Raw genomic sequence first — 24030 nt, 5'->3', positions numbered from 1 at the left:
AGGCTACGGCGAAGGCGCCGAGCCTAACCGCTCTCGCTTTTCCTGGAGTTGCTCTAGTCGCGGCCACGCCGCGCCGCGCGCTCCTCGCGTGAACGCCGGCGCGGGGTGGCGTCGCCGGCTGCGCCATCCTCGGCCACCGTCTTGCGGGGCGGCAGCTTCACCGCGCCGGCCAGCTTGGGGAACGGATCGACCTTGTTCGGCAGCGCCATGGCGTAGACGAAGTGCTCCTGGAATTTCGGCTCCAGCGCCGTCTCGATCTTCTCGATCCGACTCACCGTCTCCTCGATCTCGCGGCGGTAGCCGCGGTTGAGCAGCGCCATGCGCGCGCCGGCGCCGGCGGCGTTGCCGACGGCCGAGACCTTGTCGAGGTCGCAGTCCGGGATCAGGCCAAGCACCATGGCGTATTTCGGATCGATGAAGGAGCCGAAGGCGCCGGCGAAATGGATGCGGTCGACATGGTCGGTGTGCTGCTTTTCCATCAACAGCTTGGTGCCAGCATAGAGTGCCGCCTTGGCGAGCTGGATGGCGCGCACGTCGTTCTGGGTGATGGTGATCTTCGGCTCGCCCTCCTTCAGCACGTAGGAGAAGGTGCGGCCGTTCGGCACGATGCGCGGCGAGCGCATGCTGAGCGATCCGTCAACGACACCGTCCTCGGAAATGATGCCCGACAGATACATCTCGGCGATCACTTCGATGATGCCGGAGCCGCAAATGCCGGTGACGCCGGTCGCCTGCACGCTCTCGGCGAAGCCCGGCCGATCCGACCACAGTTCCGAGCCGATGACGCGGTAGCGCGGCTCGATCGTGTCGGGATCGATGCGCACGCGCTCGATCGCGCCGGGCGCGGCGCGCTGGCCGCCGGAAATCTCCGCGCCCTCGAAGGCCGGGCCGGTGGGAGAGGAGGCCGCCACCACGCGGGTCGAGTTGCCGAGCACGATCTCGGCATTGGTGCCGACATCGACGATCAGCATCATCTCGTCCTGGCGATGCGGCCCTTCCGAAAGGGTCACGGCGGCGGCGTCGGCGCCGACATGGCCGGCGATGCAGGGCAGCATATAGAGGCGCGCGCCCTGGTTGAGCTTCAGGCCGATGTCGGAGGCCTTGATGCGCACCGCGCCCGAGACGGCGAGCGCGAAGGGGGCACCGCCCAACTCGGTCGGATCGATGCCGAGGAACAGATGATGCATGATCGGATTGCCGACGAAGACGGAATCCAGAATGTCGGCGCGCTGGACATTCCCTTCCGCGCAGACCTTGTCGACGAGGCCGGACACCGCCTCGCGCACGGCCACGGTCATACCCTCGCGGCCGTCCGGATTCATCATCACATAGGAGACGCGGCTCATCAGATCCTCGCCGAAGCGGATCTGCGGATTGGAGGTACCGGAGGAAGCGGCGACGCGGCCCGAGAGTAGAGACACCAGATGCATGGCGATCGTGGTCGAGCCGATGTCGCAGGCAAGGCCGTAGGCTTCGTTCTTCAGGCCGGGCCATAGCGCGATGACGCGAGCGATGTCGCTGTCGGCATCCTTGTGGATGGCGGCGGTGGCCGTCCAGTTGCCCTTGCGCAGGATGCCCTGCACCTGCGGCAGCAGATAGAAGTCGAATTCGAGGTTCTTGAGGCCCCAGTCCTTCATCAGGGCGATCTTGAGCCGGTCGAGGTCGCCGAGCGGCTTATGCATATCGGGCTCTTCGATCTCGACATAGCACATGCGGATCGCGGTATCGCGGGCGATCACCCTGGTGTCGGCGTCCTTGCGGATGGTCTGGGCGTTGATGACCGTGTCCTGCGGCACGTCGATGACGAGGTCGCCGAGGATCTGCGCAGAGCAGGAGAGGCGGCGCCGCTCGGGCAGGCCGCGCACACGCTCATAGCGCTCCTCCTTGGCGCCCTTGGGCGAGATGTGGTCGTTGGACGAGACGATCTTGTGCTTGGCGAAATTGCCTTCCTGCACCTCGATCTGGCAGCGCCCGCAGGTGGCGCGGCCGCCGCAAACGCTTTCGACATAGACGCCGAGCTGGCGCGCGGCATCGAGGACCGGCGTGCCGACCGGGAACCGGCCGCGCTTGCCCGACGGCATGAACAGGACGAGCGGATCGGTGATGTTGGGGGGAGGATTCATGCTGGCACGTGTCTCGATGGCAATTGCGGATGCCGTTTAACGGATCGTTTCACTATTGGGCGGAGAGTCCGTTGGTCCAGGGGCCAACCATGTCGGATCTGCTGCTCTCCGCCGTCCTCACCGCGTTCACCATGGTGCGCGTTTTCAAGGGCTCGTGGCTGCGCAATCCGCAATATCTGGCCACCGGGATTGTCGGCGCGATCGTCGGCGCGCTGCTGCTGCACGCGTACTGGCCCGCCTATGACGATGATTTCATCGTCGGCGGCGTGGCGGGCATCTTCGGATCTTGGGCGGGGATGGCGTTGTTCGACGCCATATTGGGCATGGCCTGAACGCAAAGCAGAGCTGTCCGAGCGCATCCGCGATGCGATCGGACCAGCATTGTTTGCGGTGCGGCTCACGATTGCGCGCTTACCCCCTGGCCATGCGGGCTTCACGGCCGCCGCGGCGACGGCCGCCAACTGCGGCGGCGCCATCACCGGGAGCGGTCACCGCGACCGGAGCCGCGACGGCATGGCCGCCCTCGGCCGGCTTGTAATCCTTGTAGGTCCTGATCCAGGTCGAGCAGTTCTCGTCGGTGCCGTTGAGCACATTGGCGCCGCGCACGGCTTCCATCTCCTGCGGCCGGACCGGGTTCATGATCGCGCTCGTCATGCCGGCGCCGATCACCATCGGAATGAAGGCGGCGTTGATACCGTGGCGGTGCGGCAGGCCGAAGGAGATGTTGGAGAGGCCGCAGGTGGTGTTGACCTTGAGCTCCTCGCGGAGCCGGCGCAGCAGCGCGAACACCTGGCGTCCGGCGTCACCCAGCGCGCCGATCGGCATCACCAGCGGGTCGACGACGACGTCGTGCGAAGGAATGCCATGGTCGGCGGCACGCTCGACGATCTTCTTGGCGACGGCGAAGCGGACGTCCGGATCCATTGAAATGCCGGTCTCGTCGTTGGAAATGGCGACGACCGGAACGTTGTATTTCTTGACCAGCGGCAGGATGGCCTCGAGCTTTTCTTCCTCGCCGGTGACGGAGTTGACCAGCGGACGGCCCTTGGCGACTTTCAGCGCCGCCTCGATGGCGGCGGTGACCGAAGAGTCGATCGACAGCGGCAGGTCGACCAGGCCCTGCACGATCTCTAGCGTCTGCACCAGAAGCGCCGGCTCGGTGGCGTTGGGGTCGACGGCGGTGACGCCGGCATTGACGTCCAGCATGGTGGCGCCGCAGGCGGCCTGCTCCAGCGCGTCCTTGATGACGGTCTCGAAGTTGCCGGCCACCATCTCGGCAGCCAGCTTCTTGCGGCCGGTCGGGTTGATGCGCTCGCCGATCACGCAGAAGGGCTGATCGAAGCCGATGACGATTTCTCGGGTCGCCGAGGCGACGATGGTGCGGGTCATGCAATCTCTCCGTCGGGATATAAAGAGTTCTTTATATCGTTATCTGATTTGGTTCAAGCGGATGCGTGCCGGCCGCGCCCTTCGACTCTAAGTTCATGTATGCCGTTGCCCCAAAACCGGTTCCCAGGTTTGGGCGACATACATCAGTGCGCGGTCTTCACCATGTCCACTTGGGTTTCGGTAATCTCGTCATGCAGTATGTGGTCGAGCCGCTGGGCAACGATCTGGTCGTCGCGGCGGATCTCCCGTTTCCAGGGCTGGCGGCCTTTCAGCACGCCGGATTCATCGACGATCTCGGCGACATATTCTTCCTGGCGGTAGGCCATCACATGGACGCCGGCGACGCCCGGGATCTCCTTCACCTCGTTGATGATGTCGATGCAGAGCTGCTTGCCTTCCTTCTTCTGATCCTGCGCGCCTTCCAGCCGCTTGATCACCGCATCGGGGATGTGGATGCCCGGCACGTTGGAGCGGATCCACTTCGCGGTCTTGGCGGAAGCGAGCGGACCGACGCCGCAGAGCAGGAAGATCTTCTCGGTGTGGCCGAGGTCTCGCGCCTTCTGCATGAAGGCTTTGAACATCGGCACGTCGAAGCAGTACTGCGTCTGTGCGAATTGCGCACCGGCGGCGATCTTCTTGCCGAGATGGATCGGGCGGAAGTCGTAGGGAGGCGCGAAGGGATTGACCGCGCAACCGAGGAACACTTGCGGCGGCGTCGTCAGCTTGCGGCCGGACAGGAACTTGCCGTTGTCGCGCATGATGCGGATGGTTTCGAGCAGCGACATGGAATCGAGGTCGAAGACCGGCTTGGCTCCGGGCTGATCGCCGGCCTGCACGCCGTCGCCGGTGAGGCAGAGCATATTGGCCACACCCATCGCGGCGCCGCCCAGCACGTCGCCCTGGATGGCGATGCGGTTCTTGTCGCGGCAGGCGATCTGCATGATCGGCGCATAGCCCATGCGAGTGAGCAGCGCGCAGATGCCGACCGAGGACATGTGGCAATTGGCGCCCGAGGCGTCGACCGCGTTGATGGCGTCGACCCAGCCGTCGAAGATCTTGGCGCGGTTGTAGACGTCCTCCGGATCGGCGCTGTCGGGCGGGTTGAGCTCGGTCGTCACCGCGAACTCGCCGCGGCGCAACACGCGCTCCAGCCGGCCGCGCGAAGTATGCCCGGGCAGGGGATCGAGCGGCAGGTGGATGCCGGCCGGGTTCTCGTCACGCTGGTGGCGGACGCTCATGTGGAAGCTCCGGTGTTCTGCGGATTCTGGGCGGCCTCGCGCGCGGCGGCGGCCTGCGCGGTCACTCTCAGCCAAGCCGAGGTTTCGCGCAGCGACTGATCGACCGGCTTCTGCACGGCCAGGATCTTGTCGCCATGCTTCATGTTACGGGAGCCTTCCCAGGCCTTGACCCAGACGCAAGGCATGTCCGGCTCGACCTCACAATTGCCGTTGGCGCGCACGCCGCCGCAGGGGCCGTTGCGCAGCTGCTTCGGGCAGTTCATCGGGCACGACATGCCGGTCGACGACAGGATGCATTGACCGCACATGCGGCAGTCGAACATGAAGCCCTTCACGCGCTTTTCGACGAATTTCACCGGCGCTTCGACCCGGCCGTAGCCGATGCCCTTCCACAGAGGGTGCAGGAGCAGGAAAACGTCGGCGAACCGGCTGTAGAACCATTCGAGCAGCCGCGAATGGCGAATCGACCACAGCCGCACGGCAAAGGTGCGCTGGACGCGCCGTTGCGGCGACACATCGGCAGGTTTGTAGTCGGATTTCGGCGCTGCATTCTTGACCAAAGTGGCCTGGGTAACCGCCGGCTGTTTCTCAGACATTTTCTTTCCCGCCAGCCTTGACCAGAGCGACCAACCGCTCGCGGTCATATTTCGCGTCGAGTTCCTGATAGGCCTTCTCGACCTCGGCCTCGATGTCGTCGCCGACCGGGACGGGGTCGGCCTTGCGCCATTCCGCCAGATAGTCGTCGGTGCCGCCGGCGCCGGTGCGCATGGCGCACATGTCGATCGCCTCGGTGAAGCGCAGCGGCAGTTCGCGCTTGGCGTTCTGCCGGCCCTTCTTGACGATGACCTGGGCGGGAATGTCGCGCCAATAGACGACGATCAGATCGGCCATGAATTCTCAACTCCTCGATATCCCGGAGCATTGCCGCATGCGCTGTTGGGCCGCTTGTTATGGGACGACGCGCGCCCCTTCAAAAGCGACGCTGGCGATGGCGCAAAGCGAATGCTGGAATCCGTTGCCGGCTGATCACCAGACGCGCTTGGTCAGGCCGGTCCAGAGATAGAACCAGATCGTCGGATGATACCACTGCTTTGACGGCAGGTTCGGGTCGATTGTTTCCAGCCTACCGGCCATCGCATTCTTCACCGCCTCGACGCAGATATCGCGCGAAAACGCCGCCTGGCGCAGCGCGTAGCTGGCGATCGTATCGCCGGTCCCGGGCCTGCCGCGCGCCTGCTTCAGCACGCCGCCGGTGTCGACGCCGGCATCAACCAGATGCACGGTGGTGCCAAAATTCTGTACATCGCCGGAAGCCAATGCCCAGTAGCCGCCATTCATGCCGCGGTATTTCGGCGCGATGCCGGCGTGATAGTTGAGCACCGGGCAAGGTATCTTGGCCAGCGTATCTTTCGACAGCAGCCTGCAGCCGGCAAGCAGCACAACGCCGGGTTCGATGCTGTTGATTTCCTTCAGGCATTCCGGCCCGTCGGCCGAAGGCACATGGATGATCGTCTGCCCCGGCCGCGGCTCGGTCGCGAGCTGCTCCTCGGCGATCAACCGGTCGGCATGACCGGCCAGGAAGCGTTTGCCGAGCCTCGTCAGCACCATGGTGCCGAGCTGGCCGATGGCCGAGATCCAGCCCTGGCGCCGCGCACGGCCGAGCAACAAGCGTTTTTTGGACTCAGGGGATTCGAGTATGACGCTGACAGGGCCAACGCGATCGGCGATCGCGTTGACGATGGCCCAGATATGCGGGCCACCTTCGGTGACGACCACGATCGGTCGCTTACTCGGTTCCGACGCTGCCACTGCAAGCACCCGCTTTGAAGACCCGGCGCATGCTATGCGGGGCGGGTTAATCCTTGGTGTGCCGGAGGCGTTTCAGTGCCGGTTCAGCGCTTGAATTCCATGATGTCGAGCTTCGATTCGTAATAGGGCGCCGGGAATTCGATTCGCCATTCGGTGGCGCTGTTGCGGAAGGCGTAGCCAACCTGGTCGCTTTCGGGGCCGCTGCCATAGGGCTTGGCCTTGTCGTCATTGACCGAGAACGAGCCGAGATAAATGGCGCGCTTCTCGCCATCGTCGAAGAAGCGGCCGGTTGTGCGTTGCGAGCCGCTGATCTTGGTCAGCCGCCACCCGGAGCCATCGTCGGTCACCTTGCATTTGAACCAGCCATAGATGACGAGCGGGCTGATGCCGCCTGCCTTGATGGTGCGGCATTTCCAGGTGCCGGTGAGATCCTTGTTGGAGAAGGCGACAAGCGGCTTGGCGAGCAGCCCGTCCAATTGCCTGACCTCCGACGGATTGCCGACCCTCGCCTCCTCGAGAGCCGCCTTGCGCGTCTCTCCATATTTATCCAGCCGCGCCTTGTCGGCGGCGGTGATCAGCTTCTGCACCTCGCCATCGGCATGGGCAGGCAAGGTGAAGGCAATGAGGCCGAGAGCGGCAAAAAGCAGGCGAGGGTTCATCAAATGGTTTCCTCAAAAAGGGCTGGAACAGTTCTTTTCGTCACTGGCGTACAACTTACCGGTTCGCGCTCGCCTGTCATCCGTGCTTAACAGCGTCAGCTCGGAAAAATGACGGTTGATCGATGCGGATATTGCTCACGGGATCGTCCGGATGGCTGGGCAGCGCGCTTCAGCCAAGGCTCGAATCGCTCGGCCACCAAGTTATCGGCCTTGATCCGGTTCTCTCGGCGCGCACGCAAGTCGTCGGCTCAGTCGCAGACCGCGAGCTGGTCTTCGGAACTGTCCGCGACAATCGAATCGAGGCCATCATTCACAGCGGTGCGCTGCACAAGCCGAACATCGAGCATTTCGAGAACACGGATTTCGTCGCGACGAATGTGCAAGGCACGCTCAATTTGCTCGACGCGGCCGTGGCTTGCGGCGTCGAGCGCTTCGTCTTCACCTCGACGACGTCGCTGATGATCTCGCAGGCGATCCGCGCCGGTTTCCAAGGCGGCACGCGCAAGGCAGCCTGGCTGACGGAGGACATGTCGCCGGAGCCGCGCAACATCTATGGCGTGACGAAGCTTTCGGCCGAACATCTATGCCGCCTCTACAACCTTCAGCACGGATTGCCGGTGGTGGTGCTGCGCACGGCACGCTTCTTTCCCGAAGCCGACGACATGGCGCATGCGATCGAGCAATCGGACGCCAACACCAAGGCCAACGAATTGCTGTTTCGGCGGCTGACGGTGGAGGATGCCGCGCAGGCCCATGTCGCGGCGCTGGAGAGGGCGCCGAGCCTTGGCTTCGATATCTTCATCGTCTCGGCGCCCACGCCGTTCCAGCCGCAGGATTGCGCCGAGCTGATCGCCGATGCGCCCTCCGTCGTCGCGCGCTATTTCCCCGATTATCCGCGCCTTTATGCCAGAAAGGGCTGGACGATGTTTTCGTCGATCGACCGCGTCTACGATCCGTCGCGGGCGAGGGAGAAGCTTGGTTTTACCTGCAAGACGAGTTTTGCCGACGTGCTGGCCGCGCTGGAAGCCGAGGTCTGAAGGCCAGTCTTCTCAGGCGGTGCTGTGTGCCGCCCGTGCCAGTTCGGCGGTCAGGTCGCCATAGCCGGTCGAGCGGCGTTCATAGGCGAGGCCGAGCATGGCGGCGGCTTTCTCGGCGACCTTGTCGAGCTCCGGATCGTCGGTCTGAGCGAGATAGATCAGCTTCTCATAGTTGCCGAAATAATCCTTGATCAGTTCCGGATGCCGGTCGAGGCCGAGCGGCTTGATGAAGAAGCCATCGAACTGGCGGCAGAGAAAGTCGGTCATGTAGAACGACATCATGTCGTCGTCGGCCACCTTCGCATAGGCCTCCGCGCCCTGGTAGAAAGCAAAGCAGTGCGGTCCGGCCATGCGCTCGACGCCATGTTTCTCGATGACGCGGTCGAGCAGGCCGCCGGTGCCGCAATCGGCGTAGCCGACGAAGATGTGCTGGTAGCCTTCCGCCTTGGCCTTTTCGATCGCCTTGTCCATCGCCGGCGCGATGCGGTCCGGATAGAAATGGAACTCGGCCGGCAGGCAGGTCAGCTCGAGGTGGTCAAGCTTTAGCTGTTGCTTGACGGCCAAAACTTCGCGCGCAATCATCCCGCAGGCGATGACGAGCAGCCTGTCTGTTTGATTCGGTTCCGTTTTTTGCGTCTTCACCAAGTCGGGCCGGCTTTCGCTGCGGGGCTTAATATCTGTCGAGGGAGACACCGTCCATGAAACTGCTACGCATCGCGCCGATCGCCATCCTGGCCTGCGCGCTTGCACTCACCGCTTGCGCCAACACCATCCGGGGCGTCGGCAAGGACGTCAAATCGACGGCAAGGGCGGTCAAAGACACTGTCAACTGATCGGCAGCCTCGCCTATCATCTGGGAACAAAAAAGCCGCGCTGCAAGGCGCGGCTTTTCTTGTCGATCCATCCTGATGCCCTGGGTCAGGCGGAAGCGCGAACGTTGTGCTTGCGCTTCATGAAGTCCTTGGCCGTCTCGACCGCAACCGCGGCGTCGCGGCAATAGGCGTCGGCGCCGACGGCCTTGCCGAATTCCTCGTTGAGCGGCGCGCCGCCGACCAGGACGACATAATCGTCGCGGATGCCCTTTTCCTTCATCGTGTCAATGACGACCTTCATATAGGGCATGGTGGTGGTGAGCAGCGCCGACATGCCGATGATGTCGGGCTGGTGCTGCTCGATCGCCTCGAGGTATTTCTCGACAGCGTTGTTGATGCCGAGGTCGATGACATCGAAGCCGGCGCCTTCCATCATCATGCCGACGAGGTTCTTGCCGATGTCGTGGATGTCGCCCTTCACGGTGCCGATCACCATCTTGCCCTGCTTCGGCGCGCCGGTGGCGGCGAGCAGCGGACGCAGGATGGCCATGCCGGCCTTCATAGCGTTGGCCGAGAGCAGCACTTCCGGCACGAACAGGATGCCGTCGCGGAAATCCTCGCCGACGATGCGCATGCCTTCGACCAGCGCTTCGGTCAGCACTGTATAAGGCTGCCAGCCGCGCTCCAGAAGGATGTTGGTGCCTTCCTCGATCTCTTCCTTCAGACCGTCATAAAGATCGTCATGCATTTGCTGCACGAGTTCGTCGTCGGAAAGCTCGGAAAGGATGATCTCGTCGTCGGACATTTTCTCGGGCTCCTTGCTGCTCGCCATGCTTGCTGCAGCTTAAAAATCGATGCGCCAATACCTAACCCGCGAGGGCGAGCTAGCCATAGCTGATTTGCGACTTCCCGCAAAAGGAAAGCGACTGAAAAAATGGCGCTTTTCTTGTCGATTTTGCGACAGGCGTTGGCGCTGGCTGGCCGTTTCCAATAGGGTGCATGGCTACGATCCGGCAAGAAGCGGCGACGATGGGCCGCCCCAGCCAATCCAGGCCAAGTTATAGGAAGAACGATTATGAGCGATAACGCGGCAGTCGAGCAGGAAGCGTCGGGCGGACGGCGCGGACGCGGTGCCAGCGGCGGCGCGGCGGCACGCCGGGCGGCCCGTTCGGGCGGCGGCCCGGGCACCCAGCTCACCTACATCAAGCGCAAGATCAACGTCTACGAGGTCCTCAATGAGGAAGGCCTGGCGCTGATCGAGAAGAACACCGACACGGTGCTGGAAGAAACCGGCATCATCTTCCGCGACGACGCCGAGGCGCTGGCGCTGTGGAAAGAAGCCGGCGCCGACGTGAAGGGCGAGCGCGTGCATTTCCCCAAGGGGCTCTGCCGCTCGCTGCTGAAGACCGCGCCTTCCATCTACACCCAGCATGCGCGCAACCCCGAGCGCTCGGTGCAGATCGGCGGCAATGCGACAGTGTTCGCGCCGGTCTACGGCCCGCCCTTCGTGCGCGACCTCGACGGCAACCGCCGCTACGCGACGATCGAGGATTTCCAGAATTTCGTGAAACTCGCCTATATGGCGCCGTCGATCCACCATTCGGGCGGCACGGTGTGCGAGCCGGTCGACGTGCCGGTCAACAAGCGCCACCTCGACATGATCTACGCGCATATCCGCTATTCCGACAAACCGTTCATGGGTTCTGTGACGGCGCCGGAGCGGGCCGAGGACACGGTGGCAATGGCCAAGCTCGTGTTCGGCGACGACTTCGTCGAGAAGAACACGGTGCTCACCAGCCTGATCAACGCGAACTCGCCGATGGTGTTCGACGAGACCATGCTCGGCGCCCTGAAAGTCTATTCGCGCAACAACCAGGCCTGCATCGTCACGCCCTTCATCCTGGCCGGCGCGATGAGCCCGGTGACGGTCGCCGGAACGCTGACGCAGGTGCTGGCCGAGGTGCTGGCCGGCGCCTCGTTCACGCAGCTCATCCGGCCCGGCGCGCCGGTGCTGTTCGGCACCTTCGCCTCGTCGATCTCGATGCAGTCGGGCGCGCCGACCTTCGGCACGCCGGAGCCGTCGCTGGTTTCCTATGGCGCGGCACAGCTCGCGCGGCGGCTCGGCCTGCCATTCCGCACCGGCGGTTCGCTCTGCGCCTCGAAGATCCCGGACGCGCAGGCTGCCTATGAGAGCGCCAACACGCTCAACTCGACTATCCTTGCCGGCACCAATTTCGTGCTGCATTCGGCTGGCTGGCTCGAGGGCGGTCTCGCCTCCTGCTACGAAAAATTCATGATGGACATCGACCAGCTCGGCATGCAGCAGAAATTCTGCGAAGGCGTCGACCTGTCGGAAAACGGCCAGGCGATGGATGCCATCCGCCAGGTTGGCCCGGGCAGCCACTATCTCGGCTGCGACCACACCCAGGCGAATTTCCAGACGGCTTTCTACCGCTCCAGCATCGCCGACAACAATTCTTACGAGCAGTGGCTGGCCGAGGGCGAGAAGACAGCGCCGCAGCGCGCCAACGAACTCGCACGCCGCTGGCTGGAAAGCTACGAGGCGCCGCATCTCGATCCGGCGATCGACGAGGCGCTGAAGGACTTCATCGCCAAGAAGAAGGGCTCGATGGCCGACGCCTTCACGTGAAAGGAGCCCGAGTCAGGCCGGGCTAAAGTCGCCAACATCATCCACAAGGAAGTCTGGCGGAGCGCGTTCTCCGACCCGGACCGAAAGGGATGACTTTTTTCCGCGACCGAGTCGAGGGGGTCGCGGCCGCGCTCGCGGCCAGTGGCCTGATCCTGCGTGGCGGTTTCAGCTTTGGTGACGATGAGATGGCGCCAACTGGATCTTCCGGCGCGCCGGCCAAATCGATGCTGCTGGTCGGGCAGGCGGGCGCAGCACCGTGGCCGCATTTCCAGCGCTGGCGGGAGCGGCAGGCGAGGGACATCGCCAACCCACTCGACAGCTGGTCGCGCGAGGTGATCGGCACGGTGGCCCAAGGCTTCGGCGCGCGCGCCGTGTCGCCTTCAGACCGGCCCTATCTCCCGTTCCAGCACTGGGCGATGCGGGCGGAAGGGCTGAAGCCGTCGCCGCTCGGCATTCTCATGCATCCGACCTATGGACTTTGGCATGCCTATCGCGGCGCGTTGCTGTTCGAGGACGAGATTTCTCTTCCCGAACCTCATGCAGCGATTCATCTTTGCGACACATGTGTCGCAAAGCCCTGCCTGAACTCCTGTCCAGTCGACGCCTATTCCGGGGACGGCTTTGCGCACCAGGCGTGCCTGGCGCATGTGCGTGGCACGGATGGTACGCCTTGCCTCGCCGGCGGCTGCCTCGACCGTAACGCCTGTCCCTATGGCGCTGAGTATCGCTATCCGCCGGAGGTGCAGGCTTTTCATATGGCGGCGTTCGCCGGACTGTAGGCTGGCTTCCGAGCCACACGGAAACTTGACCGCGATCGAGAGGTTGCGGCTTGCCCTGGCGGGGGGTGCGGATATCTATCGCCTAGCAACCGGCGGAGCGCGCAATGACGAAGCAGGACATCGAGATCAAGACCCAGGACGGCACGGCGAAGGCACGGCTGTTTCGTCCAGCCGCGCCGGCCAAGGCCGGCATCATCCTTTACATGGATATTTTCGGTCCGCGTCCGGCGCTCGACCAGATGGCCGAGCGCCTCGCGGAGCATGGCTATGCCGTGCTGGTGCCCGATCTCTTTTACCGCTATGCGCCCTATGGCCCGTTCGATCCCAAAACCGCCTTTGCCGAGGAAAAGACCAAGGCCCTGCTGTTGATGCTGAGCGGCGGCACGACGCAGGCCATGACAGTCCGCGACGGCAGCGCCTTCCTCGATGCGCTGGCCGCCGAGGGTATCGCCGCACCTGTCGGCGTCGTCGGCTACTGCATGGGTGGCGCGCGGGCGCTGAACGCGGCGGCGAGCTATCCCGACCGGATCGTTGCCGCGGCGAGCTTTCATGGCGGCAATCTCGCCAGCGATGCGGCCGACAGCCCGCACCGCAAGGCGGCCTCGATCAAGGCGCGCGTCTATGTCGGCGTCGCCGGCGTCGACAGCAGCTTCCCGCCGGAGCAGTCGGCGCGGCTGGCGGAGGCGCTCAGGGTGGCAGAGGTCGACCACGTCATCGAGAACTATGTCGGCGTCGGCCATGGCTGGTGCGTCAAGGACCATAGCGCCTATGATGAGGCGGGCGCGGAGAGGCATTGGAAGCGGCTGACGACGTTCTTCAAGGAGACGCTCGGCTAGCCGTCTCTCGCAGATCGCGGAGGGGCGTGCAGCGCGAACCTTCGAATGTTCGCGCCGCCCCTCATCCGCCCTTCGGGCACTTTCTCCCCGCGAGCGGGGAAAAGGAAAAAGTGCCTCCACAAAAAATCTTTTCATCACCCCAAGGATCGGTCATTAGCCTTCGTCCAACAGGCAAATGACGGCGATGATGCTGGACGACAGCGAAGCCTCCGATGCCGAATTGATCGGGCTGGCGAGGGGCGGAGACAGGGGGGCTTTCGGCAAACTGCTCGAAAGGCACTATGGCTTCGTCTATCGCGCCGCCTATCGCTGGTGCGGCCGCAAGGCCGACGCGGAGGACATCGCCCAGGATGTCTGCGTGCGGCTTGGCCGCGCGATCCGCGACTATCAGGGCAACGGCGCCTTCACGACCTGGCTTTACGCCATGACGCTGAACGCCGCGCGCGACATGATGCGCAAGCGGGCCCGCGACACCGCCAAGACCGACGCCTATGGCGCCTATGCGACGATCGCGGCCAATGCGTCGGCGGAGAGCGACGATCCGACCGAGGCGCTGTGGGAGACAGTGCGAATGCTGCCCGACAAGCAGCGCGACGCGGTGCTGCTCGTCTATGGCGAAGGTCTCAACCACGCGGCGGCGGCGGAGGTGATGGCGATCTCGGAGACGACGGTTTCCTGGCACATCCATGAAGCGAAGAAACGGCTGAAGGTGCTGATGCGCTCAGCCGGGGAAGTGTGACCATGGTCGACGACAACGAACTCGAAAGGCTGCGCGACATCGCGGTACCGGCGCCGGGCGGCGAGGCGAAGGCGCGCGCGCTCAATGCCGCGATGCAGGCCTTCGACATGGACGAAAAAATTCCGACAGTCTCCAAAGGAACGTCCGCAGGTCTTCGTCTCACGGAGCGAGCACAAAAGCTCTGGAGAGACATCATGCAACGGAAACTCATCGCCACGCCGGCCATCACCGCGCTGGTCGCGCTGCCTATTGCCGGATATGCCGCTTTCGAGATGCTGAAGGAACAGCCGCCGGTCATTGGGGGGGTAGCTGCCGCTATTCCGGCGTCTCCCCCGGCAATGGCCAATTCCAAGCTCATGGTACAGCCCGCGCCCCTGCCGGCCGACCAGATCCAGCCGCAGGAGGAAAACCGCGACCGCATCGAGACGTTCAAGACCAATCCGGTGCATGAAACGGCGCAGGATCCGGTCTCGACCTTCTCAATCGATGTCGACACGGCTTCCTATTCCTTCGTGCGGCGCTCGCTGAAGGAAGGCAGCCTGCCCGACCCGGACACGGTCCGCGTCGAGGAGATGATCAACTACTTCCCCTATGACTGGAAAGGACCGGAATCGGCTTCAACGCCGTTCAACTCGACCGTCACCGTCATGCCGACGCCGTGGAACGAGCACACCAAGCTCATGCATGTCGCGATCAAGGGTTTCGACGTCAAGCAGGCCGAGCAGCCGAAGGCCAATCTGGTCTTCCTGATCGACGTCTCGGGTTCAATGGACGAGCCGGACAAGCTGCCGTTGCTCAAATCCGCCTTCCGGCTCCTGGTGAACAAGCTGAAGGCAGACGACACCGTCTCCATCGTCACCTATGCCGGCAATGCCGGCACGGTGCTGATGCCGACCAAGGCGTCGGAAAAGCAGAAAATCCTTGCGGCCATCGACAATCTCGAACCTGGCGGCTCGACGGCCGGCGAGGAAGGCATCCGCGAAGCCTACAAGCTTGCCCAGCAGTCCTTCGTCAAAGACGGCGTCAACCGCGTGATGCTTGCCACCGACGGCGACTTCAATGTCGGCCAGACCGATGACGACGACCTCAAGCGGCTGATCGAGAAGGAGCGCAAGACAGGCGTGTTCCTGTCGGTGTTCGGCTTCGGCCGCGGCAATCTGAACGACCAGATGATGCAGACCATCGCCCAGAACGGCAATGGCACGGCGGCCTATATCGACACGCTCGCCGAGGCCGAGAAGGTGCTGGTCGAGGATGCCTCCTCGACGCTGTTCACCATTGCCAAGGACGTCAAGATCCAGGTCGAGTTCAACCCGGCCAAAGTCTCGGAGTATCGTCTCGTCGGTTATGAGACCCGGGCCTTGAAGCGTGAGGATTTCAACAATGACCGCGTCGATGCCGGCGATATCGGTTCGGGCCATTCGGTGACGGCGGTCTATGAGATCACGCCGAAGGGGAGCGGCGGGGAGCAGGTCGATCCGCTGCGCTACGGCCAGGCGAAGGTCGACAATGGCGGCGTCGCCAATGCCGACGAATATGCCTTCGTCAAGATCCGCTACAAGCTGCCGAACGAAAATGTCTCGAAGCTGATCACCACGCCGGTGACCGCCGCCAACGAGGTGTCATCCTTCGACGCGGCCGGCGCCGACCAGCGTTTCTCGGTCGCGGTGGCGGCCTTCGGGCAGAAGCTGCGCGACGAGGACCAGACGGCGAATTTCGGCTACGACCGGATCGCGGAGATCGCCAATGCCGCGCGCGGCGCCGATCCGTTCGGCTACAGGGCGGAATTCCTTTCGCTGGTACGCCTGGCCTCATCGCTGGACAGCAACAAATAGAGCGTTGTGACCTCCAACGATAAGCCGGCGGGAGAAATCCTGCCGGCCCTCTTGCAATCGTTAAATTGCGCGGCTTTTCCGGAACCTCGCCGCAACGAGCTTCTGTTAGTCAGCGCTGATAGAATTTTGAGGGATCAGCAGTGCATATCACGACAATCGGCAATGCGAACGCAACGGCAACCAGTGCGCCGGTGCGGGGATCGTCCGCGGCTTCGGTGGAATCCGCGCGCATCAGGAGCGATGTCGATGCGGCTCGCAACACGGCGCTTTCGGCGCTCAACAACGACCGGTTTCGCGCGATGCTGGAGCAGATCAGCGATCCGGGCACATCGGGTGCGCTGGCGACGATGAGCGCCGAGAACGTCGTCGATTTCAATACGGCGCTGTCGCGCTACGCCGAAAACAGCAAATAAGCAGGCCTGTCAGGCGCGGCTGCGCCTGCGCTCGCGCCGGCCTTCGCCCACATCGCCGGCGCTTGCCGTCTTGTTGCGCATCGGGCCGATGCGTTCGACGATCGTCTCGATGGTCGGGCGCTCAGCCTTGGTGTGGCCGTCGAGCGCCTTGCGCATGGCGGCGAGGTGGGCGAACGAGGTACCGCAGCAGCCGCCGACGATCTTGGCGCCGGCATCGACCGCCAGACGCACATAATCGGACATCAGCTCCGGGGTGCCGGAATAGTGGATCTCGCTGCCGCGGAATTCTGGAATGCCGCAATTGCCCTTGACGATCACGGTCGCCTCCGGCTTCGCCTCGGTCATGTCGAGCAGCGAGGCGAGGATATCGGAAGCGCCGACGCCGCAATTGGCGCCGACGCCGAGCGGGGCCTGCGACAGACCGTCGGCGACGGCGTGGATGTCCTTCGGCAGCAGGCCCATCATGGTGCGGCCGGCTGTGTCGAACGAACCGGTATAGGTATAGGGCAGGCCGATGCGGATAGCGGCCTCGGCCGCGGCGCGGATTTCGTCGGGCGCCGACATCGTCTCGATCCAGGCGACTTCGGCGCCACCGGCTTTGAGACCCTCGATCTGCTCGGCGAAGGCATCGACGGCGTCGTCATAGGTCAGCGCCCCGAGCGGCACCAACAACTCGCCGGTCGGGCCGACAGAGCCGGCGACGATGACCTTGCGGCCGGCCTTGTCGGCAACGGAACGGGCAATCTCAGCGGCGCGCTTGTTCAGCTCGTGCACGCGGTCCTGCGCATGATGCAGCTTCAGCCTGTGGCGGGTGCCGCCGAAGGAGTTGGTGAGAATGATATCGGCGCCGGCATCGACGAAATTCTGATGCAGGCTGGCAATGGTCTCGGGCGCCGTCTCGTTGAGCAGCTCGGGCGCCTCGCCGGCCGGCAGGCCCATCGCAAACAGATTGGTGCCGGTGGCGCCGTCGGCCAGGAGCACGCCCTTTTCGGCCAGCAGTGCGTCGATCGGGTTGGTCGCGGTCATGGCGGTAGCTTTCGTGTTCGAAGTCGAATAACGATATAAAGAAGTCTTTATGTCTAGTCAACGAGTTTGCGGCCTGAAAGGCTTCACGAAACCGGAGTGATTTCGACCTCGATCTCGGTGCAGACGCCGCCATTGGTCGGGTGGTGATCGACCGAGCAGGCGGTGACGACAAGCAGGAGGTCCTGTTCGGCGCGCAACGTGACGTAACCGCCCGGCGGATTGATCGAGGCTTCGACGACGAGCGTTCCGTCCGGCTGCGGCAAGGAGTTCTGGAAGAGGTCGACCGGGTCGGGCGCGAAGGGCAGGTCGATGCCTTCCGCGGCGAGCGCCGTTATCAGATTGTCGCGGCAATTCGGGTGGCCGGGCAGGCCGGCACGTTCATAGAGCGCGCCGTCGCAGGCCGGGTAGAGCATGTCGTGCGGTCCGGGCGAGGCGTCCTCGATCAGCGTCAGCATGATCCTGCCGGCGGCACTGTAGAAATGATCGCCGGGTTTCGGAAACAGCCGCTCGGTGATGTCGCGTGTCTGTGACGTGCTCAACCAGTCGAGCCTGCCTTCGGTCGAGAAGGCCCAGAGGTCGGAGACCTGCTGGCCCTTGGGATCGATGATGCGGATCAGATCGCCGCGCCCGACGCGCATGGAGCGGCCCGACTGCGGAGGGACAATGACGTGACGCGGTTCTTGCATGGATTTACCTGAAGCGATGACCGGCAGCCGGATGGTGGCCGACGTCAGTATGCTATCGATGCCGGCAATCAGACAGAACCTGACGGGAAGGACATTGCGGCCAGCTTCTGCGTGAAGCTTGCCGCCTCATGTGCGTTGATGTCGGCGGCGCGGATCAGATTGTCGAAATGGCTGGTGAGCGTGCGGATCGGCTGGGTGGCGCTCAGCACGATATACATGTCGCCGACATAGATCGCGGCGCGGTAGGGGCCGAAGATCGTATAGGGGATCGAATAGCGCATGCGGCCGTCATAAAGGAACAGCCGGAACGTCGGGTAAAGGTCGTCGAGCAGAGCTGCCATGTGCAGCAATTGCTTGCGTCTTTCGGCTTCCGGGAAACGATCCCAGACGCCCAGGCCGCGCGCGAAAATCTCCAGCGTGTGGCGCGGCATGCAGACCTCCATGTCGGTCTCCGGACGCCTTGTGTAGTCGATACGGTATTGCGTCTCGCCGGCCTGCGCCTCGCGGTTCTTGTTGGCGATGCCGGCCTCGTAGTCGATCAGCGCCTCGGTGCGCAAAAGATCGGGAATGCCGGCCGGCACATAGCGAATCTTGGTGCCGGCGGCCTCGGCGTGCCATTTGGCGAGCAGCGTTCGGTCGAAGCCGTCCGGCGCCTCCTCGATCTCCAGGCTTTCGCGGATTTCGCCGGTGACGCCTTCGTCATGGCTGAGGCCAAGCAGCCAGTCGAGCGAGACCTTGAACTCCGCGGCGATGTTGAGAAGCGTCTCGGCACGGGGGAGGCGCGTCGAGGCGCCGGACAGCAGTTGCGAGAGCGCCGAGCGGTCGATGCCCACGGCTGTTGCGAAGGCCGACTGATTCAGATCGGACCTTGTCAAGAGCAATTTCAGCCGCTCCCGGAAGATCGTCGACAGATCGCGCTTGTCCATCAGGCCGCTCCTGCTTGCGGGAGGATAAATTTTGCGCCGGAGCCGATCTGAAGGCGGCGCAGGGCGGAAATGAATCCCCATATTTGTTTACAATGCGTCACATCTGCCGCCAAAAATGCGCAATCGCAACAGTTTGTGCGCATTGTCGCGTTGATGTAACGGCAGGCTCCTGACACAATGCTGTCAGGAATCGAATTGGTTCCGGCGACTGGAAGGCAGTGGTCGATAGCATGGCAAGCGTGAATACCGGCATGAGCAAGAGACGCAGCGGTGCACCGGCAATCGAATGGCCGACGGTATTCCTCGCACTCTTCTGCTACGGCGCATGGTTCGCAATCGGCTTGCTGCTCTGGCCATCCCATCCTTTGATCGCGTTGATCGCGCTGGGCTTGATCCTGGCACTCCAATCCTCTTTGATGCATGAGGTGCTGCATGGTCATCCGACCCGCAGCGCCAGGATCAACGAAGCCTTCGTCTTCCTGCCGATCGGGCTGGTCTGGCCGTTCCGGCGTTTCAAGGCCATCCACCTTCGCCACCATGCCGATGAGCGGCTGACCGATCCGCTGGACGACCCCGAGAGCTATTACCAGGCGCTCTGGATGCATGAGGAACTGCCGCCGGCGATGAAGTTCCTGCTCAAGATCAACAACACCATGGCCGGCCGCCTCATCCTCGGACCATGGCTGTCCTCGGTGGGCTTTTTCATCGACGACGCCAAGCAGATCGCCGCCGGCGACAAGGTGATCCGCAAGGCTTGGCTGCTCCATGCCATCGGCATTGTCGTCGTGACGCCGATCGTCACCTTCGGCTTCGGCATCCCGCTCTGGCTCTATGTGCTGGTGCCCGTCTGGCTCGGACAGTCGCTGATTTCGGTGCGCACCTATGCCGAGCATCAGTGGTCCGAGCATCCGGAAGGCCGCACCATCATCGTCGAACGCTCGCCGCTGTCCTTCCTGTTCCTCAACAACAACCTGCATTTCGTGCATCACAAGAGCCCGACGGTCGCCTGGTACAGATTGCCCAAGCTCTTTCGCGACCGGCGCGAAGAATGGCTGCGGATGAACAACGGCTATGTCTATCCGAACTATCTGGCGCTGATCAAATCCTATGCCTTCAAGGCCAAGGAGCCGGTCATCCATCCGGTGCTGCGTCGCGCGCCGGAGCCGGGCCGCGCCTTCAAGCCGCGTGTCAGGGCGCGCAATGTCAGCGGGCTTGGCACGGCGCCAGTTCCCGCCGAGCCGCCGAAAGAGTAATTTCGACTTTCCGCGCCCGCTTTTTCGCGGCGGAACGCAGGCGCCGAAGGTCGCCTGTCTGTGAAAGCTGTTCGACATGAGCAAGTTCGTTGCGGCCCTGCCGATGTATGACTGGCCCGAAGCGCGCGGCGAGATCGATGCGCAATGGGTACGACTGCGCGACGCTTTTCGGCAACGGGGCATCGATGCGCCGGAAACGATCGTGCGCAGCAATGGCGACCTGTCGCCGGTGCCTGGCGGGATCCTCGATGACGCCGGCAAGCTGATCGCGCCGGATCCGGCGACGCTGCCGTCGGCTGAACTCGATTTCCATCGGCTTTGGCTGCATCCGGCGCTGCTTTTCGCCCAGACCTGTTGGGGACCGATGGAACTCGGTTTGGCCCAGCATGTGCAGGTGATCGCGCAGCCGAGCTATGACGCTTTCGAAGGAGGCAAAGGCGAGCTCTATTCCAGCGCGCTGGTGATGCCGGCTGACGGCAAAGCGTCGGTGCCTGCGCCACAGGACGGCAAGGCCGTCATTCCGCTCGATCTTCTCCGCGGCAAGCGCTTCATCTTCAACAGCCTCGATTCCATGTCCGGCATCATCGGCCTGACGCGCGATCTCGCGGCTTTGGCGGAGAGCCTCGATATTTTTGCCTCCCGCAGCGAAAGCGGCGGCCACCGGTCGTCAATTGTGGCGGTGGCGGAAGGCAGGGCCGACGTGGCGGCCATCGACTGCAAGAGCTGGAAGCTGGCGCAGCGTTTCGAGCCGGCGGCGAAAGGCGTGAAGGTCGTCGGCTGGACGGCACTGCGCAAGGGCCTGCCCTATATCACGGCCAGAACGACGCCGGAAAAAACCATTGCCATGATGCGCGAGGCCGTCGCGGCGGTCGAAAGGTCAGAGCAGTCGCTTATCCAGCGGATAGGCTGAAAGCTTCTCGTTGCCTGTGTCGGTGATCAGGATCTGCTCCTCGATCTTGACGCCTTCGCGCCCGCTAAGCCTGCCGATATAGCTTTCGACGCAGAGCACCATGCCTGGTTCGAGCACGCCGTCCGGCGTGTCGTCGGTCCAATCGCCGGCATGTGGCAGCGTCGGATATTCGTCGGCCAGGCCGACACCATGATAGAGCACGCCGTAGCGCGTCGGATAACAATCGTTCGGTGGCACCGCCGAGCGCTCGACGAGATCGCGGAAGGAGACGCCCGGCCGCATCAGATCGGTGTTGTGGGCGATCTGATCGGCGGCGATGCGGAAGAGATCGCGCTGTTCGTCCGACGGCTGCCTGTCGCCGCAAAGCCAGGTGCGCGAAAGGTCGGCGCAGAAGCCGTAAGGGCCGATCAGGTCGGTGTCGAAGGCGACGAGGTCGCCATTCTCGATGACGCGCGCGGAGCATTCCTGGAACCAGGGATTCGTGCGGGGGCCGGACGACAGAAGCCGCGTTTCGATCCATTCGCCGCCACGCGCGATGTTGCCGCGATGCAATTCCGCCCAAAGCTCGTTTTCGGAGATGCCGGGCTTCAACGCTGCTTCCATCTCTCCCATCGCCGCCTCGCAAGCGACGATGGCGCGGCGCATGGCGAGGATCTCGTCCGGCGATTTGATGAGGCGCGCATTCTCCATCACCGCCTCGCCATTGCCTATCGCAATGCCGCGGCGGGCGAGTTCCTCGACACCTTCCGGAATGATGCGGTCGACGGCAATGCGGCGATTGCCGCCGCCATGCTCGGCAATGAGTTCGGCGATGCCCGCGCCCCAGCGCCGGACCTTCCGCTCGGTGAGTTCGCCGCTGTAGAGATATATCCACGACACGGCCGGCCGCACCTCGTCGACGACACCCGAATGGTCGGACAGGTGCTCGCAGGAGAAATAGTCGAACAGCACCACGGGACCCTCGGTGGCGACGAAGCAGTGGCGGGTCGGATTGTGCGCGACCCAGAGCTGCATGTTGGTCGAGTCCGTGGCGTAGCGGATGTTGAGCGGGTCATAGAGCAGGGCGCCGGCATAGTCGCGGCGCTTCAGCTCGGCGCGGATGCGCTCCAGCCGATATCCGCGCATGGCGGGCAGGTCGGGCGCGGCGATGCCTGCCGCCGCCCACTCGGCTTCTGCTGTCGCGCCATAGCCCAGCAGATGTTGGTTGAGCGAGGCCGCTTTGTCGCGAGAGGCTTCGCGCAGCGCTTCGACCGGGCCTGGTTCGAAGGGCATGATCTTGCGATGGCGGCCAAAGCCTAGCTTGTCCATTCGTCCCCCCTGAACCTTACGGTGCAGTCTTCTTGTGCAGCCTGGTAACGATAGCGTGGCGCGGCGGGAAGCCGAGTGCCTGCGGCACCGTGATGCGGCGATGCACCGTGTCCATTGCGTAGCCGGCCTTCGCAATCTCTTGGAAAACATCCGAAGGGGGTTCCCTGTCGTCGGTCAGGATAAGCACAGCCGGCTCGCGGATCGACCGGGCGAAGTCCGGTATCTCGTCGTCGAGCACGATGAGATCGGCATCGACCAGGCGCAGATTGCCGAGCCAGAACCAGCTCGAGACCACGGTCTTGACCGGTCCATCGGCGTTGATCTGGTCGTAGAGCGACCGGTAGTCCATGCGCACAATGCTGCCGCGGCCGTCACCGCCGTGCAGGTGCATGTACCAGCTCAGCGGCAGCACAAGGACGGCAAGGAGCGCGCCAACGAAGACGATGGTGGCTTGCGTCTTTCGGCCCCTCTGGCCCATGGCGTCGAAACGCATGGCCAGGGCCGCGGGCAGCAGGATGAAGATGGGCAGCATCCAGCGATCGCGAAACTGGGTGATGCCGGCCGCCAACACGACTGTCACCATGACCACAAGACCAAGGACGATCGCCCGCCACAACAGCTTTTCCGGCCACCTTACCGGCTGAGGCGGCTCCGTCCGCTTTCTAGTCGCCAGGACGCAGGCGACGGCAAAAATTGCGACCGGCAATCCAGCGAAATTGACGATCGCATTGGCCAATCTGCGGATGCCGAGAAGCGCCGTTTTCGCGACGTCGCCGCCTTCGGCGACGCCCAGGCCCCCTTGGTGCGCGAGCAGATCTTCAAGATGCGTCAGGCTCCAATAAAGCGTCGGCAGGCAGGCAAGGACCGCAACCGCCACGCTGATCAGAAAGCGGCGGTCGAAGATCGCCTCACGCGTTTCGCGAACCGAGAGAGCTGCCAGGAACAGGGCGGCGAGGAAGATGACGATGTTGTATTTCGACAGCATCGCGGCCGCCGTCGCCAGGCCGAAGAACGCGTAGGCAACGGCCGACCGCCGCTTCTCCACCTCGACCAGCGCCAGAAACAGCACCGAGGTGAAGCAGAATATGGCAACCGAGTGGGTGAGGGCGTGCTGCATCTCCCAGAAGATCTGGGGAAACAGAAGCAGCCCGAACATGCCCGAGGCGGCGGCGCGGTTCGAGTAGCCAAGTCGGCGTATGGCGGTGAAATACGCGGCCAGCCCCGCGGCCAGCAAGCCGTATTTGACGATCTTGAGGGCAAGGACGCTGGTTCCGACCAGCGAGGCCGCAAGGATCGCCAGCCAGGTGTATAGAGGCGGCTGCGAACTGCCGTAGCCGGCGGCCAGGAACCTCATTTCCATCAGTTGTTCGGAATCGTCGACGCCGACGCCGGTGCCCGCGAAATGGGACAGAAGCGCCATCACCACGATCTGGATCAGGCAGTAGAGTAGGGCTAGCGCGACCGCGGCGCTGAAAGGACCGACCCGTTCATCGCAGAGCCAATCCGTCCATTTCTCAAGCTGCCGCAAGGGGATCTTCTTCTCGTGCTGATGCGCCGGTCGCGGGGCTTGACCATGCCACAACAACCGGCGCAATCCAACGA

25 protein-coding genes are annotated in these 24030 nt (G+C 63.6%); 11 read left to right on the top strand and 14 right to left on the bottom strand.

Annotated features, from left to right (window positions below):
• Positions 1 to 53: 53 nt before the first annotated feature.
• The gene (locus P9273_RS05560; protein WP_278047996.1) at positions 54 to 2123 is read right to left on the bottom strand and encodes an ASKHA domain-containing protein; all 2070 of its coding nucleotides are present in this window, start codon (positions 2121 to 2123) and stop codon (positions 54 to 56) included.
• 89 nt (positions 2124 to 2212) lie between these two features.
• Here P9273_RS05560 and P9273_RS05555 point away from each other — a divergent pair, with 89 nt between their 5' ends.
• Entirely contained in the window at positions 2213 to 2455 is a 243-nt protein-coding gene (locus P9273_RS05555) for a hypothetical protein (protein WP_278047995.1), read from the top strand.
• 79 nt (positions 2456 to 2534) lie between these two features.
• Here the strand turns inward: P9273_RS05555 and P9273_RS05550 are convergent, their stop codons facing one another.
• The 6 genes from P9273_RS05550 to P9273_RS05525 all read right to left on the bottom strand — a co-directional run bounded on the left by P9273_RS05550 (position 2535) and on the right by P9273_RS05525 (position 7218).
• Positions 2535 to 3512, bottom strand: coding sequence for a methyltetrahydrofolate cobalamin methyltransferase (locus P9273_RS05550; RefSeq protein WP_278047994.1), 978 nt, complete (start codon positions 3510 to 3512; stop codon positions 2535 to 2537).
• Positions 3513 to 3655: 143 nt separating this feature from the next.
• Complete coding sequence (locus P9273_RS05545) at positions 3656 to 4750, bottom strand: methylenetetrahydrofolate reductase (RefSeq protein WP_278047993.1); 1095 nt, start codon at positions 4748 to 4750, stop codon at positions 3656 to 3658.
• Positions 4747 to 5346, bottom strand: coding sequence for a methylenetetrahydrofolate reductase C-terminal domain-containing protein (locus P9273_RS05540; protein ID WP_278047992.1), 600 nt, complete (start codon positions 5344 to 5346; stop codon positions 4747 to 4749). The genes P9273_RS05545 and P9273_RS05540 overlap by 4 nt, the downstream gene beginning before the upstream one ends.
• The gene (locus P9273_RS05535; protein ID WP_041003951.1) at positions 5339 to 5641 is read right to left on the bottom strand and encodes a virulence factor; all 303 of its coding nucleotides are present in this window, start codon (positions 5639 to 5641) and stop codon (positions 5339 to 5341) included. Before P9273_RS05535 ends, P9273_RS05540 begins: the two co-directional genes overlap by 8 nt.
• A gap of 135 nt (positions 5642 to 5776) precedes the next feature.
• Entirely contained in the window at positions 5777 to 6559 is a 783-nt protein-coding gene (locus tag P9273_RS05530) for a formyl transferase (RefSeq protein WP_278047991.1), read from the bottom strand.
• Positions 6560 to 6642: 83 nt separating this feature from the next.
• A complete protein-coding gene (locus tag P9273_RS05525) occupies positions 6643 to 7218 on the bottom strand; it encodes a DUF4893 domain-containing protein (RefSeq protein WP_278047990.1) in 576 nt (191 codons plus the stop codon).
• A gap of 122 nt (positions 7219 to 7340) precedes the next feature.
• On the opposite strand from P9273_RS05525, the gene P9273_RS05520 reads away from it, so the two are divergent.
• Entirely contained in the window at positions 7341 to 8255 is a 915-nt protein-coding gene (locus P9273_RS05520) for an NAD-dependent epimerase/dehydratase family protein (RefSeq protein WP_278047989.1), read from the top strand.
• 12 nt (positions 8256 to 8267) lie between these two features.
• On the opposite strand, the gene P9273_RS05515 is transcribed toward P9273_RS05520, so the two are convergent.
• A complete protein-coding gene (locus tag P9273_RS05515; protein ID WP_278047988.1) occupies positions 8268 to 8900 on the bottom strand; it encodes a DUF1638 domain-containing protein in 633 nt (210 codons plus the stop codon).
• 53 nt (positions 8901 to 8953) lie between these two features.
• Here P9273_RS05515 and P9273_RS05510 point away from each other — a divergent pair, with 53 nt between their 5' ends.
• Positions 8954 to 9088, top strand: a complete 135-nt coding sequence (locus tag P9273_RS05510) for an entericidin A/B family lipoprotein (RefSeq protein WP_041003961.1) — start codon at positions 8954 to 8956, stop codon at positions 9086 to 9088.
• Between the two features lie 85 nt (positions 9089 to 9173).
• Here P9273_RS05510 and P9273_RS05505 read toward each other — a convergent pair whose 3' ends face one another.
• Positions 9174 to 9872 carry a corrinoid protein gene (locus tag P9273_RS05505; RefSeq protein WP_041004332.1) on the bottom strand — a complete coding sequence of 233 codons (699 nt, stop codon included), beginning with the start codon at positions 9870 to 9872 and terminating at the stop codon, positions 9174 to 9176.
• A 270-nt stretch (positions 9873 to 10142) separates the two neighbouring features.
• On the opposite strand from P9273_RS05505, the gene P9273_RS05500 reads away from it, so the two are divergent.
• The 6 genes from P9273_RS05500 (at position 10143) to P9273_RS05475 (ending at position 16319) form a co-directional block, all read left to right on the top strand.
• A complete protein-coding gene (locus tag P9273_RS05500; RefSeq protein ID WP_278047987.1) occupies positions 10143 to 11717 on the top strand; it encodes a trimethylamine methyltransferase family protein in 1575 nt (524 codons plus the stop codon).
• 89 nt (positions 11718 to 11806) lie between these two features.
• Positions 11807 to 12496 (top strand): hypothetical protein, encoded by a 690-nt coding sequence (locus P9273_RS05495; RefSeq protein WP_278047986.1) that lies wholly within the window; start codon positions 11807 to 11809, stop codon positions 12494 to 12496.
• A gap of 104 nt (positions 12497 to 12600) precedes the next feature.
• The gene (locus P9273_RS05490; RefSeq protein WP_278047985.1) at positions 12601 to 13332 is read left to right on the top strand and encodes a dienelactone hydrolase family protein; all 732 of its coding nucleotides are present in this window, start codon (positions 12601 to 12603) and stop codon (positions 13330 to 13332) included.
• 175 nt (positions 13333 to 13507) lie between these two features.
• The gene (locus tag P9273_RS05485) at positions 13508 to 14071 is read left to right on the top strand and encodes an RNA polymerase sigma factor (RefSeq protein WP_278047984.1); all 564 of its coding nucleotides are present in this window, start codon (positions 13508 to 13510) and stop codon (positions 14069 to 14071) included.
• A 2-nt stretch (positions 14072 to 14073) separates the two neighbouring features.
• Positions 14074 to 15906 carry a vWA domain-containing protein gene (locus tag P9273_RS05480; protein WP_278047983.1) on the top strand — a complete coding sequence of 611 codons (1833 nt, stop codon included), beginning with the start codon at positions 14074 to 14076 and terminating at the stop codon, positions 15904 to 15906.
• 140 nt (positions 15907 to 16046) lie between these two features.
• Positions 16047 to 16319 carry a hypothetical protein gene (locus P9273_RS05475; protein WP_041003973.1) on the top strand — a complete coding sequence of 91 codons (273 nt, stop codon included), beginning with the start codon at positions 16047 to 16049 and terminating at the stop codon, positions 16317 to 16319.
• A gap of 9 nt (positions 16320 to 16328) precedes the next feature.
• Here P9273_RS05475 and bmt read toward each other — a convergent pair whose 3' ends face one another.
• The 3 genes from bmt to P9273_RS05460 form a co-directional block, all read right to left on the bottom strand.
• Positions 16329 to 17345, bottom strand: coding sequence for a betaine--homocysteine S-methyltransferase (gene bmt, locus P9273_RS05470; RefSeq protein ID WP_278047982.1), 1017 nt, complete (start codon positions 17343 to 17345; stop codon positions 16329 to 16331).
• Between the two features lie 83 nt (positions 17346 to 17428).
• Positions 17429 to 18031 (bottom strand): urea carboxylase-associated family protein, encoded by a 603-nt coding sequence (locus P9273_RS05465; protein ID WP_278047981.1) that lies wholly within the window; start codon positions 18029 to 18031, stop codon positions 17429 to 17431.
• Between the two features lie 68 nt (positions 18032 to 18099).
• Positions 18100 to 18957: a helix-turn-helix domain-containing protein gene (locus tag P9273_RS05460; RefSeq protein WP_040981855.1), complete on the bottom strand. Its 858-nt coding sequence runs from the start codon at positions 18955 to 18957 to the stop codon at positions 18100 to 18102.
• A gap of 251 nt (positions 18958 to 19208) precedes the next feature.
• Between P9273_RS05460 and P9273_RS05455 the strand changes: the two genes are divergently transcribed.
• Positions 19209 to 20210 carry a fatty acid desaturase gene (locus P9273_RS05455; RefSeq protein ID WP_278047980.1) on the top strand — a complete coding sequence of 334 codons (1002 nt, stop codon included), beginning with the start codon at positions 19209 to 19211 and terminating at the stop codon, positions 20208 to 20210.
• Positions 20211 to 20286: 76 nt separating this feature from the next.
• On the top strand, positions 20287 to 21120 hold the full coding sequence (locus P9273_RS05450; RefSeq protein WP_278047979.1) for a phosphate/phosphite/phosphonate ABC transporter substrate-binding protein: 834 nt from the start codon (positions 20287 to 20289) through the stop codon (positions 21118 to 21120).
• Here P9273_RS05450 and P9273_RS05445 read toward each other — a convergent pair.
• Positions 21088 to 22428 (bottom strand): M24 family metallopeptidase, encoded by a 1341-nt coding sequence (locus P9273_RS05445; protein ID WP_278047978.1) that lies wholly within the window; start codon positions 22426 to 22428, stop codon positions 21088 to 21090. The genes P9273_RS05450 and P9273_RS05445 overlap by 33 nt on opposite strands.
• Positions 22429 to 22444: 16 nt before the next feature.
• The gene (locus P9273_RS05440) at positions 22445 to 23956 is read right to left on the bottom strand and encodes an ArnT family glycosyltransferase (RefSeq protein ID WP_278047977.1); all 1512 of its coding nucleotides are present in this window, start codon (positions 23954 to 23956) and stop codon (positions 22445 to 22447) included.
• Positions 23957 to 24030 lie beyond the last annotated feature (74 nt).

The sequence above is a fragment of the Mesorhizobium sp. WSM4935 genome, assembly GCF_029625735.1.
Classification (GTDB): domain Bacteria; phylum Pseudomonadota; class Alphaproteobacteria; order Rhizobiales; family Rhizobiaceae; genus Mesorhizobium.
The sequence above is the reverse complement of the archived record's forward strand: the minus strand, read 5'-3'. Positions and strand labels throughout refer to the sequence as shown.